The 14,064-nt window shown below is 58.3% G+C and carries 13 protein-coding genes and 1 pseudogene; 12 read left to right on the top strand and 2 right to left on the bottom strand.

The genetic code is table 11. The annotated features are described in order from the left end of the window. The first annotated feature begins 60 nt into the window (after positions 1–60). Genes PAA8504_RS16950 through PAA8504_RS16980 form a run of 7 tightly spaced genes read left to right on the top strand, consistent with a single transcriptional unit; the run spans position 61 to position 5,122 of the window. Complete coding sequence (locus PAA8504_RS16950; protein ID WP_108895366.1) at positions 61–549, top strand: L,D-transpeptidase; 489 nt, start codon at positions 61–63, stop codon at positions 547–549. Beyond that, positions 549–1,007 (top strand): c-type cytochrome, encoded by a 459-nt coding sequence (locus tag PAA8504_RS16955; protein WP_005619178.1) that lies wholly within the window; start codon positions 549–551, stop codon positions 1,005–1,007. The genes PAA8504_RS16950 and PAA8504_RS16955 overlap by 1 nt, the downstream gene beginning before the upstream one ends. A 5-nt stretch (positions 1,008–1,012) precedes the next feature. Beyond that, positions 1,013–1,612 carry a c-type cytochrome gene (locus tag PAA8504_RS16960; RefSeq protein WP_009824484.1) on the top strand — a complete coding sequence of 200 codons (600 nt, stop codon included), beginning with the start codon at positions 1,013–1,015 and terminating at the stop codon, positions 1,610–1,612. A gap of 4 nt (positions 1,613–1,616) precedes the next feature. Further along, positions 1,617–2,507, top strand: a complete 891-nt coding sequence (locus PAA8504_RS16965; protein ID WP_009824485.1) for a c-type cytochrome — start codon at positions 1,617–1,619, stop codon at positions 2,505–2,507. Positions 2,508–2,523: 16 nt separating this feature from the next. Beyond that, a complete protein-coding gene (locus tag PAA8504_RS16970; RefSeq protein WP_050686572.1) occupies positions 2,524–3,912 on the top strand; it encodes a multicopper oxidase family protein in 1,389 nt (462 codons plus the stop codon). Further along, entirely contained in the window at positions 3,909–4,403 is a 495-nt protein-coding gene (locus PAA8504_RS16975) for a c-type cytochrome (RefSeq protein WP_005619169.1), read from the top strand. Before PAA8504_RS16970 ends, PAA8504_RS16975 begins: the two co-directional genes overlap by 4 nt. Then, entirely contained in the window at positions 4,403–5,122 is a 720-nt protein-coding gene (locus PAA8504_RS16980) for a DsbA family protein (protein ID WP_050686574.1), read from the top strand. The genes PAA8504_RS16975 and PAA8504_RS16980 overlap by 1 nt, the downstream gene beginning before the upstream one ends. Before the next feature lie 8 nt (positions 5,123–5,130). Here the strand turns inward: PAA8504_RS16980 and PAA8504_RS16985 are convergent, their stop codons facing one another. Further along, on the bottom strand, positions 5,131–5,325 hold the full coding sequence (locus tag PAA8504_RS16985; RefSeq protein WP_043847225.1) for a heavy-metal-associated domain-containing protein: 195 nt from the start codon (positions 5,323–5,325) through the stop codon (positions 5,131–5,133). Positions 5,326–5,471: 146 nt separating this feature from the next. Between PAA8504_RS16985 and PAA8504_RS16990 the strand changes: the two genes are divergently transcribed. From PAA8504_RS16990 to PAA8504_RS17005, 4 genes and pseudogenes are all read left to right on the top strand, one after another. Beyond that, positions 5,472–7,982: a heavy metal translocating P-type ATPase gene (locus PAA8504_RS16990; RefSeq protein ID WP_108895367.1), complete on the top strand. Its 2,511-nt coding sequence runs from the start codon at positions 5,472–5,474 to the stop codon at positions 7,980–7,982. A 9-nt stretch (positions 7,983–7,991) separates the two neighbouring features. Next, positions 7,992–8,381, top strand: coding sequence for a Cu(I)-responsive transcriptional regulator (cueR, locus tag PAA8504_RS16995; protein WP_005619161.1), 390 nt, complete (start codon positions 7,992–7,994; stop codon positions 8,379–8,381). Between the two features lie 119 nt (positions 8,382–8,500). Continuing rightward, positions 8,501–9,451, top strand: coding sequence for a DUF305 domain-containing protein (locus PAA8504_RS17000; protein ID WP_050686576.1), 951 nt, complete (start codon positions 8,501–8,503; stop codon positions 9,449–9,451). Positions 9,452–9,519: 68 nt separating this feature from the next. Further along, positions 9,520–10,240, top strand: a pseudogene (locus PAA8504_RS17005) (MauE/DoxX family redox-associated membrane protein). 2 nt (positions 10,241–10,242) lie between these two features. Here the strand turns inward: PAA8504_RS17005 and PAA8504_RS17010 are convergent. Beyond that, positions 10,243–12,333, bottom strand: coding sequence for a protein-disulfide reductase DsbD family protein (locus PAA8504_RS17010; protein ID WP_108895368.1), 2,091 nt, complete (start codon positions 12,331–12,333; stop codon positions 10,243–10,245). Positions 12,334–12,686: 353 nt separating this feature from the next. Here PAA8504_RS17010 and PAA8504_RS17020 point away from each other — a divergent pair, with 353 nt between their 5' ends. Next, positions 12,687–13,388, top strand: a complete 702-nt coding sequence (locus PAA8504_RS17020; RefSeq protein WP_065331824.1) for an IS6 family transposase — start codon at positions 12,687–12,689, stop codon at positions 13,386–13,388. Positions 13,389–14,064 lie beyond the last annotated feature (676 nt).

The raw sequence follows: 14,064 nt of genomic DNA on the forward strand, positions 1-14,064 counted from the left end.
GTAACGCGTTGAGCATTCACGGCAGGTGCCGCATCGGCAGCTTTCGCGGCCCCGTCCATCCTGCGTGCGCAGGTGGATCAAACCAGTGTCCGAAGGAATATCTCATCGTTTCGTACACACGCTTGGCAAGACCACTTTGACGCTTTGGACAAGGGTATCATCATCGCAGACACCGTTACCCGCGTGATGCAACACTGGACGGCCGATGGCGAAATGCGCATTTATCCGACATCGGTTCCCTTGTCTGACGAGCTGACAAAGCGCGGCTACACGACAGTCACGTTCAAGGACCCCGAACCTGACTGGACCCCTACACCCTCCATGCGCGAACGTGACCCGTCTTTGCCAGCCTATATGCCGCCCGGGCCGGATAACCCGTTGGGCGTCCGTGCCCTGCACCTGAGTTGGACGTACTACAGGATTCACGGCACCCATGATACGCGCAAGATCGGAAGACGCTCTTCAAGCGGGTGTATCGGTCTCTACAACGAGCAAATCATCGAGGTGTTCGAAAGGACACCGGTCGGCACGCAGGTACGATTAATCTGATGTCGAAGTCCGGCATCCTGATTGCGGCGTTTTTTGTCGTCGGTGGCGCGGTTGTGATCTGGCAGCAATTGCAGCCATCGTCTTCGATGCCCGGCCACACAATGACAACGCCTGATCTTTCGCAGACGGAAGAGGGCGCGCCGATTGCAGACGTGGTTGTGCCTGCTGAATTCTCAGCAAATGCCCAATTGGGAAAGCGTGTTTTCGATGGCGCTTGCGCCGCTTGTCACGGTGCGAATGCTGCCGGACAGAATGGCGTGGCACCGCCGCTTGTCCACAAGATCTATGAACCGAGCCATCACGGTGACGCCGCTTTTTTGCTTGCCGCGAAACAAGGTGTCAGAGCGCACCATTGGAAGTTTGGCAATATGCCGCCAGTTGAAGGCGTCACGCCCGGCGATGTGAAGATGGTTGTTGCATATGTGCGGGAACTTCAGCGCGCCAACGGGATCAATTGACAGGAATGACCAACTTGAACATGAAGATATGGATTACTGCCATTGCGATCGGGACGACCGGCGTTGCTGCCTTGGCGCATTCCGGAGCAACCGGCGTGGTGCTGGAGCGGATGCAGGGCATGTCCGCGATGGCCAAAACACTCAAGACGCTATCACCCATGATGCGGGGTCAGGTACCTTATGACGCCGATGTCGTCCGCAGGGAAGCTGGCGCGATGATCGGCCATGCCGGTGAGCAAATGACGCGACTGTTTCCTGAAGGCTCGGGTGGCGGAGTGTCCAAGGCGTTGCCGTCGGTCTGGGAAAACAGCGAAGAGTTCGCGGCCCTTGCGCAAGAGTTGAGAACAGCCGCCGAAGGATTGAAGTTGAGCGCAGGCAATGGGTTGGCCGCAGCACAGGGCAACGGTAGCGAATCAATGATGGGCGGCGCCACTGACGGGATGATGGGTGGCGGGTCCGCGCCTGCAATGGGAGGGGGCATGATGGGATCGGACCTTCCCATGACGACCGAGATGTTTGCGGACATGCCGACCGACCGTGCGTTCGCGATGGTCGCCCAGACCTGTTCGGCCTGCCACCAGAAGTTCCGCAAAGAGGACAAGTGATCAGATGCGGTGGTGGCGTTGGATCATCGGTGCGGGGGTCGTCGGCGGCATCGGCGTTGTCGCGGCAACGATAGCCTGGCCGATCGGTGCGCCAGTCTCGGACCTGACCCTGCAAGGCGATGCCCAGCGGGGGTCGTATCTGGCGCGCGCCAGTGGATGCATTGCGTGCCACACCAACTTTGAAGCTGGCGGGGCGCCATTGGCAGGAGGAGCGCCGCTCCGGACCGATTTCGGGACATTCTATCCGCCAAATCTGACCACCGATGTCGAATTCGGGATTGGCGGCTGGACAGTAGAAGAGTTTGCAAAAGCGGTAAGGCAGGGAATTTCCCCGGACGGAGACCCCTATTATCCCACCTTCACCTACCCGTTTTATGCAAATTACACGGATCAGGACATTGCCGATCTGTGGGCCGCGTTCCAGACCGTGCCAGCCGTGAATGTGCCGACCCCGTCCCATGAGGTGCCTTTTCCGTTCGATCAGCGATGGGGGATGAAACTTTGGCGGGCGGCTTTTCTGACAAAGCCTGACACCGCACCAGAGGCGGACCGAAGCGATGCTTGGAACAGGGGCAAGCTGCTGGTCAACGGGGCGGCACATTGTGCTGCCTGCCACACAACGCGGAACTTTGCAGGCGCACGCATAGTATCGAAGAGGTTTTCCGGCAACGACGCCTTGCCGGGAGGTGGCAAAGCACCTTCGATCCGGACGCGCGATCTTGTGTCCGAAGGCTGGACAACAGACGATATGGCTTATGCATTGCGATCTGGCATAACGCCGTCTGGCGACGTATTTGGTGGATCAATGGCCGAAGTCGTGCGCTATGGCACGGGCTTTCTGAGCGACGCAGACCTGAATGCGATGGCCACCTACCTGCTGGACAACAAATCATAATCTTGGGAACCCACGAATGATCACGCTCAATCGCCGCCAATTTCTGGCAACATCTGCTGCGTTCAGTGGTCTGTCGGCCAGCACTGGATTTGCGGGCACGCCATTCGCGACCCTGACAGCCCAGCAAAGCGACGTGCAGCTGCTGCCCGGCAACTATGGCAAGACATCGCTTTGGTGCTTTGACGGCGGCTCACCCGGTCCGGAGATTCGCGTGGCGCAGGGGGGGCGTGTCCAGCGCAGATTGGTCAACCGGTTTTCTCAGGGAACGTCGACGCATTGGCACGGCATCCGCATCGACAATGCGATGGATGGCGTTTCCGGCCTGACACAGGATGTGGTCCAGCCGGAGGAAACATTCGACTATGACTTTACTGTCCCGGATGCCGGGACCTATTGGTACCATGCCCATAATAGGTCGTTTGAGCAGGTGGGCAGAGGGCTTTACGGTGCACTGATCGTGGAAGAGGCCGAGCCTCTCGACATTGATCGCGAGGAAGTCCTGATCCTGGATGATTGGCTTATTGACCCCGAAACCGCGCAGATCAAAGACGACTTCGGAGCGCCTCATGATCTCAGCCACGCAGGGCGCATCGGCAACCTGCTGACGACCAATGGAACCTTCAATCTGGGCCTGAGTGCACGCAAGAACGAAAGACTGCGCTTGCGGCTGATCAATGCTGCCAATGCGCGCAATTTCCAACTGGGGCTGGAAGGCCTTGACGGTTGGGCGGTTGCTTTGGACGGCATGCCCCTGGCTGCACCCATTAAGGTGACGGAGCCGATGATCCTCGCTCCGGCTCAACGGATCGACCTGATCGTCGATGTGGTCGCGGATGTTGGTGAAACGGCTCATATTCTTCAGTTCGGCCGGGAAGAGGCCTTCAGCCAGGTTACATTCGAGGTCGTTGAGTGGGGCTCGAAAAATCGTCGAGACGCGCCTTTGGCCTTGCCGCCGAACGACCACAGGATGGTCGACTTGAGTGAAGCCACGATGCTCAGCCTGAGTATGGAAGGCGGTGCCATGGGGCGGATGAGGTCCGCTTCCCTTGGGGGCGAACTCAAGCCGATCGGCGAGATCGTCGAGGCCGGGTATTTCTGGTCGTTCAACGGCAAAGTGGACGGGATCAACGGTGATCCCCTTGCGCGGCTGGACCGCGGCCAGAATGTACGATTGAAGATCGTGAACGACACGGCGTTTCCGCACGCGATGCACCTGCATGGCATTCACTTCCACGAGGTCGCCGAAAACGGCACCCTCGGACCGCTGCGTGACACGACCCTTCTTGAACGGGGTCAGACGCGCGAGATTGCCTTTGTGGCGGACAACCCGGGCCAATGGCTGCTACATTGCCACATGCTGTCGCATGCGGCTTCGGGCATGATGACCAAGATCGTCGTTGGATGACCCCGCGATCCGTCTATCTTGCGTTGGGCGTAGTTACCGTTGCGGTGGCTACCATATTCCTGTGGACCCGGTCCGGCGGAACCGACCATACGGCGGAAAACCTCATCAACTCCTCAGCCGATGTGGCCGCGGGCGAAGTCCTCTATGCCGAAAATTGCGCCGCGTGCCATGGCGCAAATCTGGAAGGTGAAGAAAACTGGCGCAGTCCGCGTGATGACGGAAGCCTGCCCGCACCGCCGCATGATGCAAGCGGCCACACTTGGCACCACGCGGACAGCATGCTGTTCGCCTACACCAAGCTGGGGGGCGCCGAGGTTCTCGCGGCGCAAGGCGTTGACTTCAACAGCGGCATGCCCGGTTTCGGCGACCAACTGAGCGACGGGGAAATCTGGGACATCCTCGCATACATCAAGTCAACATGGCCGGAGCGTGAACGCGCCACGCAAGCCGAGCGCACGGCCCAGGATATTGCCTCACAAGGAGACGGATAATGAAAAGATTCTTGGCTACCACCGCACTGTTAATGCTTCCGATCGCTGCGATTGCAGACGGCATGGACGAAGACCGGATCAAGGAACTGGTGCTGGAAGCCATCCGCGAGAATCCGGGCATCGTGTTCGAGGCCGCGCAGTTGTTCGAACAGCAACAGCAGGCGTTGCAGGCGCAAGCCGCAGCGCAGGTTTTCGATACGGAAAAAGCCACGCTTGAAAATGATCCCAATGCGCCCGTTCTGGGCAATCCGGATGGCGATGTCACGGTTGTCGAATTCTTCGACTACAACTGCCCCTATTGCCGCCGGGTTAAACCTGAAATGGAGGCCCTGCTCGCTGCTGATCCCAACGTCAGGGTCGTTTACCGGGAATGGCCCATTCTGGGGGACGGGTCGGTTTTTGCCGCCCGCGCGGCGCTGGCGTCCCGAAACCAGGGCAAATATGAAGAGTTTCATTGGGCCATGATGCAACTGAAGGAACGCGCAGAGGAAGCATCGATTCTCCGCACTGCGGAAGACATCGGCCTCGATGTTGCACAGTTGCGTCGCGACATGAACGGACCGGAAATCGAAGAACACATACAGACTTCCATGCGGCTTGCGCAATCTCTGGGGTTCAGTGGCACACCTTCATTTGTGATCGGCGACAGTCTTGCGCCGGGCCTGATCCAGGCGGACCAGATGATCGAGCTTGTCGATCAGGCACGGGCCGCCGAATAAGGACAATCCTACGCGGCTGAAGCGTCGTAGCCAGCGTCAGCGATGGCTTGCCGCACGGTCGCCTGTTCCAATGTGCTTTGGACAGTGACAAGGCGAAGGTCCAGATCGGCCGTGACAACGGCTGATGGATCCTTTGCCTTGATGCCGCTTTCTATAGCGGATGTGCAGTGTCCACAGCTCATTTTCGGGACGGAAAAAATCATGAAGGCCTCCATTTTTGGTACAACCTCAGACTTGGTCGTTCCATCGGGAGGAAGGTCAAGCAAATATCAAAAAAAATTAGATACTCTCTTGAGCTTCCAGCAACTGGAAGCCCTATATCAGGGTAAGTTCAACCGAGGAGGCCCTCATGACCGACCCCAATACGATACGTCTATCCGTTTCCGGCATGAACTGTGCGTCTTGTGTGGGCAGGGTTGAGAAGGCTTTGAACGAGGTTCCGGGCCTTTCGAACGTCAGTGTCAACCTTGTGAACGAAACGGCTCAATTTCAGATGGATAATCCGGCCACCACGGGCGTGGCGGTCACGGCCCTCTCGAACGCCGGATACCCGGCACGGACGGGGCGCGTAACATTGAACGTAGACGCCATGTCCTGCGCGTCCTGTGTCGGTCGGGTTGAAAAGGCGCTTGTACGGACACCCGGCGTATTGAATGCGGCGGTCAATCTGGCAACCGAAACGGCTGTGGTAGAGTATCTGCCAGATGCCATCACCCCGGAAAAGATTGCCCGGATCAGTACGGAGGCGGGGTACCCGGCCGAGATTGCGCAGAGCGATGCGCACGAGGACCGATCGGACCGCAAGGCAGAAGAAGCCGACGCGCTGGCGCGCCGTGTCATCCTTGCCGCGATCCTGACCGTGCCGGTGTTCGTTCTGGAAATGGGAAAACATACCATACCCGGCTTTGAGGGCCTGATTGAGAGCACAATCGGCATTCAAACGTCATGGCTGATCCAATTCGCGCTTGCCACGGTGGTTCTTTTCGGACCGGGTTGGGGGTTCTTTGCGAAGGGCATTCCGGCGTTGATCAAGCGTGCCCCGGATATGAACAGCCTTGTCGCACTGGGAACCGGGGCGGCGTGGACTTATTCCGTAGTCGCGACCTTCCTGCCTCAGGTGCTGCCTGACGGTGTGCGCGCCGTCTATTTCGAAGCAGCGGCGGTTATTGTCGTTCTGATCTTGTTGGGTCGCTGGCTTGAAGCGCGGGCCAAGGGCAAGACCGGTGCAGCCATTCAGGCCCTTCTTGGTCTGCAGGCAAAGACAGCCAGGGTCCTGCGTGACGGGCAGGCGACCGAGGTTGACATCAAGGAACTGCGGATCGGCGATCAGATCCTCGTGCGTCCCGGTGAAAGGCTGCCTGTCGATGGCGAGGTCACAGAAGGATCAAGCAACGTCGATGAAAGCATGATCACCGGTGAACCCCTCGCCGTGCCAAAGGCTGCTGGCGAACCGGTGACCGGCGGCACGGTGAACGGCACCGGGAGCCTGACCATAACGGCGACGCGAGTCGGGGCGGATACCACGCTGGCGCAGATTATCCGCATGGTCGAAGATGCTCAGGGGGCCAAGCTGCCGATCCAAGGCCTAGTGGATCGCGTGACCATGTGGTTCGTGCCTGCCGTTCTGGTTCTGGCGCTTGCGACTGTGGTTGTCTGGCTGCTGGTCGGTCCCGATCCGGCTCTGACCTTTGCGCTTGTGGCGGGTGTCTCCGTTCTGATCATTGCGTGCCCCTGCGCCATGGGGTTGGCCACGCCCACCTCGATCATGGTGGGGACAGGACGCGCGGCTGAGATGGGGGTGTTCTTCCGCAAGGGAGATGCGCTGCAACATCTGGATGAAGTTGGCGTTGTCGCATTGGACAAGACCGGGACGGTCACGCAAGGGCAACCCAGTTTGACAGACCTCATCACGGCCGACGGCTTTGACCGGGCAGAGACACTCGCCCTCATCGCATCTGTCGAGGCGCAGTCTGAGCACCCGGTGGCAGAGGCCATTGTGCAGTCCGCAAAGAGCGAAGGCCTGTCCTGGCCCGATGCGACGGAATTCCGGTCCGTGACCGGCTACGGTGTCGAGGCGCTTGTCCAGGGCCGCAAGGTTCATGTCGGTGCGGATCGCTTCATGGTGCAGCAGGGCATTGACACCAGCCCGCTGGAAGGCCGCGAAAGGGCCTTGGCCGAAAAGGGACGCACCGCGCTTTATGCTGCGGTGGACGGATCCCTGGCGGCCGTGATTGCCGTGGCAGACCCGGTCAAATCCTCCAGCGCCGAAGTGATCGCAGCTCTGCATGATCGAGGGATCAAGGTCGCGATGATCACCGGAGACAAGAAGGCCACGGCAGATGCCATCGCCCGCGAGGTCGGGATCGACCATGTCATTGCAGGGGTGTTGCCGGATGGAAAAGTCGCCGCCCTGGACGAATTGCGGCAAGGGAACAGCAAGATCGCCTTTGTCGGAGACGGCATCAACGACGCGCCAGCGCTGGCCCATGCCGATGTCGGCATCGCCATCGGAACCGGCACGGATGTCGCAATCGAAAGCGCCGACGTGGTGTTGATGTCGGGCGACCTGCGCGGCGTGGTGAATGCCATCGACGTGTCGCGCAAGACCATGCGCAACATACGGCAGAACCTTATCTGGGCCTTTGGCTATAACGTCGCGCTGATCCCTGTGGCGGCGGGCGCGCTTTACCCGGCCTTTGGATTGCTCCTGTCGCCGGTGTTTGCCGCCGGGGCCATGGCGCTGTCCTCCGTGTCGGTTCTGACCAACGCGCTGCGGCTGCGACGGATCAAGTCGACGATGTCGGAACAGGATCCGCCCCACGACGCGGAGACGAAATTCGCAACGCAGCCCGCAGAATAGGAGACAGGTGTGAACATCGGAGAAGTATCAGAACGCGCGGGTTTGCCAGCGAAGACAATCCGCTACTACGAAGACATCGGCCTTGTCCGGCCTTTGCGCAGCGACAACGGCTATCGCGCCTTTCGCGACAGCGACATCCACAAGCTCGCATTTCTCGGTCGCGCCAGGACGTTCGGGTTCTCGATCGAAGACTGCCGCACGCTGCTTGATCTCTATGAAGATGAGACGCGGGAAAGTGCACAGGTCAAGGCTGTCGCTCAAGAGCATCTGGCCGCCGTTGACGAAAAAATCGCCCAGCTCAAGTCGATGCGAGAGACCCTGGCTCACCTCGTTGACGCCTGCCAGGGCGATCACCGCCCCGATTGTCCAATCCTGAAAGATCTGGCCAAAGACCCGTAACGCACGATGCCTGGGCCAGACATTTATGGGGTTTCATGCCGTTTCGATATATCGTCTTGAAACCCTCCAGCGCTGGAATGTTGTTCCTCCACAAATAGAATCCATGATGGAGAGATCAGATGTCTGAAGATGCGATCGGGAAATCTCGTGGCGGGTCCGACACCCGTTCAAGTGAAGGTGCAGCACATTCGGGAGGCCATTCAGGTTCATCCTATGGCCGGTTTCTGGCGATGGTCGGCACATCGACTGCGATCATGTTCGGCCTGATGTACATCAACTCGTACTCCTTCGAACATGTCTACTGGAGCGAAACCCGATTTTACATGACGTTCATCATGGGCGCGACGATGGCGACCGTGATGCTCCTTTTCATGTTGAACATGTACAAGAACAAGGGCGTCAACGCCGCGATCATTCTCGGGTCTGTCGTGATGTTCGCCGGCGCGCTCTGGCTCGTGAGAAGCCAGGAGACCATTCAGGACGAAAGCTGGATGAGCGCGATGATTCCGCACCACTCCATTGCGATCATGACAAGCGAACGGGCCGAGCTGACAGATCCAAGGGTCGAGGCGCTGGCTTCGGAAATTGTGACGGCGCAAAACCGCGAAATTTCCGAAATGCGTTTCCTCATAGATGACATTGAGGCAAATGGCGAAGCCGGTCCTGAATGGCCACTTGGTGAAGCGGACGGTCCGGCTGAAATGGAGGGGCTTCAAGAAGCGATTGCAACCCCGGTGATTGCCGGAATCCGTCCTGCACCGCTCAAAGCCGAAGAAATAACACGCGCACTGGGGTCCGACGGACAATGCCGTTTCATTCGCGCCGTGAACGCCGATCCCATTCTGGTCACGGACGGGGCGGGGAACGGCGTCGCCAAGATATCCGGATCGCTGGTCAACTTCACGTCGCAAGACACAGTGACGTCCGGTGGCGTCCTGTCTGCCGATGGTGGCCAATTCACGCTGGCGCCGGGTGACGCGGACGGTGAAGACGCCACCCTGCTGTTTGAATTGACGGGAGAGACGCCTCTGACTGTCGGATTTACCGGGTATTGGACCTGCAACGGTTAAAGGATTTAAAGGAACGCGTCATGACGAGAGAGGCAAAATCCACCCCGAAGACGGCGGTTTTGTACCGAATGGTGATGGAGGAGCATGTTTGTCCCTATGGGCTGAAAATCGAAGGACCTGCTTGAGCGGGAGGGGTATTCGATTGAGGACCGGCCTCTGAACACCCGCGAGGAAACGGATGCTTTCATGGAAGAACACGGTGTCGAAACGACTCCGCAGACCTTTATCGGCAATGAAAGAATTGGTGGCTATGACGCGCTGAGGGAATTTTTCGGCCAGGACGTAAAGGATGACGACGAGACGACTTATCAACCCGTCATTGCGATATTCGCGGTCGCATTCCTTATGGCGCTTGGTCTCAGTTGGGCGTTTTACGGTTCGATCCTGACGCTGCGGGCATTCGAGTGGTTCATCGCGATCTCGATGAGCTTTCTTGCTGTTCAAAAACTGCAGGACGTCGAGACGTTTTCCACGATGTTTCTGAACTACGATCTGCTTGCCCAGAAATGGGTGCGCTATGGCTATGTCTATCCCTTCGGCGAAGCACTTGCCGGTATTCTCATGGTCGCCGGTGCCTTGGTCTGGATCAGCGCGCCTGTTGCACTGTTCATCGGTACGGTCGGAGCGGCTTCAGTTTTCAAGGCCGTCTACATCGATAAGCGCGAGATCAAGTGCGCCTGCGTGGGCGGCGGTTCAAACGTGCCGCTGGGTTTCGTGTCCCTGACCGAAAACCTGATGATGATATTCATGGGCGTCTGGATGTCGGCGCGTGCGATGGGCCTCTTTTAGGCCTAACCATCCGTTTTCAAAGCGGTCACAGGGTCGCCAAGTGCAGCCCTGCTCAGCGCGTCGAGAACGGCTTCGGACGTCAGAACCTCGGACAGGATGATCCCGTCTGGCGCGTTTGGCCCGTAGACGATGTTGAACGGGATGCCAAACCTGTTGTGGCTTTCCAGATACCGGGAAATGTCAGTGCTGGGCCTAGTCCAGTCTGCCCGCATCGCAACGACATTATCACCCCGCAGTTGGTCGACCACGGGCGCACGGTCCAGCACCAGCGTCTTGTTGGCCTTGCACGTCAGGCACCAGTCTGCGGTCACGTCGACAAAGACGGTTTTTCCCTGCGACACCAGTTTCGGTATCTCGGAGCGATCGAACGCGACCCAGTCCTGGCCCACCGCTCTCGTCTGCGGCGGGATTGTCAGCGCCGTCGGCACCAGAAGGCTGAGAACAGCAACCACCACCAGCGCTGTCGGGCGCGTCAATCTGCCCGGCAAACGTATTGTTGCGAGAAGAATGAAAAGGCTCGTCATAAGCAGCACGGTCATGGCCACCCGGCCACCCGCCACCCCTACCAGTACCCAGAGCAGCCAGATCGCGGTCCCGGCCAGAAGACCGGCAAGCACCCATTTGACGACAACCATCCAACGTCCCGGCCTGGGCAACAACCGGACCAGACCAGGCTTCCCCGCCAGAACCAGATAGGGCAGGGAGAGCCCAAGCCCCAGAGCCGTGAAAACGAGAATGACATCAATCGGGCGCCCGGACAGGGCAAAGGCAACCGCTGTCCCCAAAAACGGGGCCGAGCAGGGCGTGGCCAGCACCGCCGCGAAGGCGCCTGTTGCAAAATCTCCGCCATACCCGTCGCGACCGCTTGATCTGGCCAGCCGTGACTGCAACCCGGAGGGCAATGAAACTTCGAACACCCCGAACAGATTGGCAGAGAACACGGCAAGCACCAGAAACATGACGGTCAGGAAAACAGGGCTTTGGAATTGCAGGCCCCACCCAACGGTGACGCCGACGGATTGCAGAACCAGAATGATTGCGGCGAGGGCCCACATGAACACCAGAACGCCAAGCGCCGACATCAGGAACCCATTCCGGACCTCGTGCGCTGGCTTGTTTCCATGATTGAGAACCGATGTCAGCTTGATGGACAGGACAGGCAGAACACAGGGCATGACATTCAGGATCAGACCGCCAAGAAAGGCAAAGGCCGCAATCGCCAGGATTTGCGTCAGATCCGGCAGGTTCGCCATAACCTCGAATGGTGCACCCGGGATGCGGTCTGACCAAGCGGGCTGCGCTGTCACCGCGCGTGATCCATCGGTCAAAGTCAGTTGCAGGGGCGGCGGATCCTCCCCTTGCGCGAGAAGAGGCAGCTTGGCCCAAAGGGCTGTTCCCGCATCATCGGTTCGGATGTCCGGTTTGCCAAAGGTGAATTCCGGCCCCAGTTCCGGAAAGATATCCGGCTTCACAAAGGCATTCGCACTGCGCGCCGTCACATAAAGCGCATCATCCGCGATCACCGCCGTTTCGACAATGATGTCGCTCTCTTCGGGACCAAGCGGCACCCGCTGGGCATACTCCGAAATCAGGCCCGCCGCCTTCGCGTCAATCCCGGTGCCCGCCGGAATTGTCAGTGCGAGATCGAAATCATGCGGCACACAGACAGTCGAGCACGCCAGCAATGAAACACGCGCCTGCAATGTTGCGGACTGGCCCGCAGTTTCGAGAACTGCCTGAATGGGCAGGACGACACGGGTCTTGTAGCCAAAATTCTCGATGCCGAATGCCGTGAAGCGCTCAGGCGCGGGCCAGAGCATCTGTGCGCTCACCAGATTTTCCGATCCATCCCATGAAATTTCAGGCGGCAGACCCACCTCGCCGGGCGAACGCCAATAGGCTTTCCAGCCCTCGGCCAGCTCGACATCCAGGCCAAGGGAAAGGGTTCTGGAGGTTTCCGCGACCCCATTTTCAACGGAGATGAGCCGGGCCGTGATTGTTGAATTCTCGTAGGTATCGCTCGATGCAGCAAAGCCCATGGAGGCCCAAAGGCAAGCCATGAGAAGGAAGAATAGGCGCAACGTGGTTCGCATCATCTTTTGGCTCGCTTCCACCCTTGTCCCGAGATCGAAATCCGAAGCACCTCTATGGCTGCATCTCCCGGTTGGTCAACTTTACAAACGGATACAATGTCGTTTGTGAAGCCATCCCGCTGCGAGAATAACGCGACGAAGTCCGCGTTCGTAGCAGGAAGGCCAATAGAAGCTTTTTTCTTCATTGAACATTTCAATCGCAACCGCGGCCTCCAACCTTCCAGCGCTGGAAATTGAAACCAAATGCGGATGACTTAGTTGAACGCTTAGCAATTGAGAGAAGGAAGAAGAGGTGTTGTCACATTAACGGTCCTGAGGTTGCTGGTTCATTGATCTGGGCGTAGGCGGTGTCGATGCAGACACAAAAGATCAGCTACAAACGCCACCGGTTTCCGCCTCAGATCATCGCTCATATTGTCTGGCTTTACGTCCGGTTCAACTTGAGCCTGCGCGAGGTCGAAGAGCTGATGCTGGAACGTGGCGTCGACGTTTCGTATGAGACAATCCGGCGCTGGAGCGTCAAGTTCGGCCCCCTGATCGCCCACGTTCTACAGCGACGGCAGCCGCGCCCCGGCGATGTCTGGCATCTGGACGAAGTCGTTGTGAAGATCGCGGGTCGGTCATACTGGCTCTGGCGCGCGGTCGACCAACACGGCTTTGTTCTTGAGGAAATTCTCCAATCGAGACGAGACAAGCGCGCCGCAAAGCGGCTTTTGGTCAAGCTGATGAAACGTTGGGGCTTCGTGCCAAAAAGGATCATTACGGACAAGCTGCGCTCCTATGGTGCCGCAAAGCGCGAGGTCGCGCCTGGCCTTGATCATTGGTCACACAAGGGACTCAATAACCGCGCAGAAAACAGCCACTTGCCCTTCCGAAAACGAGAGCGGGTGATGCAAGGCTTCCGATCGCCGGGTGGATTACAACGCTTCGTATCTATGAAGTCTGCAACCCGCAATAGTTTCTCTGTCCCAGCCCGCCGCCGCTCTGCGCTCACCATCCGCTACCATCGGCTCGAAGCATTCGAGGCGTGGAAATCCGCGGCACAGGCCGCTTGATCAACGAACAGCTTGCCAACTTGCAAATTCGGCGAGTTAACGTGACAACACCCTGAATCGATATCGTCGCGGATCAGGTGATGTGATCGAGCGGCGACTAATGTTACTGTATGGCCCTTGCGCGCTAACTCCCGGGCGAAATAGTGATGCCGTCCGCCCATACCGGTGCCTGTGGTTGAACCGTAATGGTTGATTATCACTATTCGGGTCATATTGAGCACCTTGCTGTCTTTAAACTAGGAAAAGTTGCAGCGTTCGCAGCGCTGTGGAGTTCTACGGCTTGGTATGAGTTCCGTCCCAAACACTTGCATTTAGCGGATATTCCGAATGAACTGGCTTACAAGGGCGAAGCTTGGAAAGGCTGTAGCCTCAGAGCGCACAGCGAGAGTTTTTGCAATCCGCTGCATTAATAAATCTCAGAAAAACACAAGCATGTCTGATTGGCACACGATCTCGCTTTCTGACGCTGCACGCAGGTTATTTCAGGGATGTATTGCTGCAGCGAGTAAAGTCCTCCGAACCAGGTCCGCGATAGCCTCTATCAACGTCTGATCGCTATCTCCAGATGAGTTGTTGATCAATTCTTGGATGAGCCTGTCTTTCGCCGATCATCTCTGGAAACCGGGCATAGCAAGCGAAAGATGATCTACATCAAGCGCGTTCGCGAACCTTCGGG

The organism is Palleronia abyssalis, assembly GCF_900302445.1.
In the GTDB taxonomy this organism is placed as follows: Bacteria; Pseudomonadota; Alphaproteobacteria; order Rhodobacterales; family Rhodobacteraceae; genus Palleronia; species Palleronia abyssalis.

Coding starts and splice junctions, on each gene's coding strand:
- PAA8504_RS16980 (WP_050686574.1), top strand. CDS start 4,403: ATGAAAAGATTCTTGGCTACCACCGCACTGTTAATGCTTCCGATCGCT.
- PAA8504_RS16990 (WP_108895367.1), top strand. CDS start 5,472: ATGACCGACCCCAATACGATACGTCTATCCGTTTCCGGCATGAACTGT.
- PAA8504_RS17020 (WP_065331824.1), top strand. CDS start 12,687: ATGCAGACACAAAAGATCAGCTACAAACGCCACCGGTTTCCGCCTCAG.
- PAA8504_RS16985 (WP_043847225.1), bottom strand. CDS start 5,325: ATGATTTTTTCCGTCCCGAAAATGAGCTGTGGACACTGCACATCCGCT.
- PAA8504_RS16975 (WP_005619169.1), top strand. CDS start 3,909: ATGACCCCGCGATCCGTCTATCTTGCGTTGGGCGTAGTTACCGTTGCG.
- PAA8504_RS16965 (WP_009824485.1), top strand. CDS start 1,617: ATGCGGTGGTGGCGTTGGATCATCGGTGCGGGGGTCGTCGGCGGCATC.
- PAA8504_RS16960 (WP_009824484.1), top strand. CDS start 1,013: ATGACCAACTTGAACATGAAGATATGGATTACTGCCATTGCGATCGGG.
- PAA8504_RS16970 (WP_050686572.1), top strand. CDS start 2,524: ATGATCACGCTCAATCGCCGCCAATTTCTGGCAACATCTGCTGCGTTC.
- PAA8504_RS17010 (WP_108895368.1), bottom strand. CDS start 12,333: ATGCGAACCACGTTGCGCCTATTCTTCCTTCTCATGGCTTGCCTTTGG.
- PAA8504_RS16955 (WP_005619178.1), top strand. CDS start 549: ATGTCGAAGTCCGGCATCCTGATTGCGGCGTTTTTTGTCGTCGGTGGC.
- PAA8504_RS17000 (WP_050686576.1), top strand. CDS start 8,501: ATGTCTGAAGATGCGATCGGGAAATCTCGTGGCGGGTCCGACACCCGT.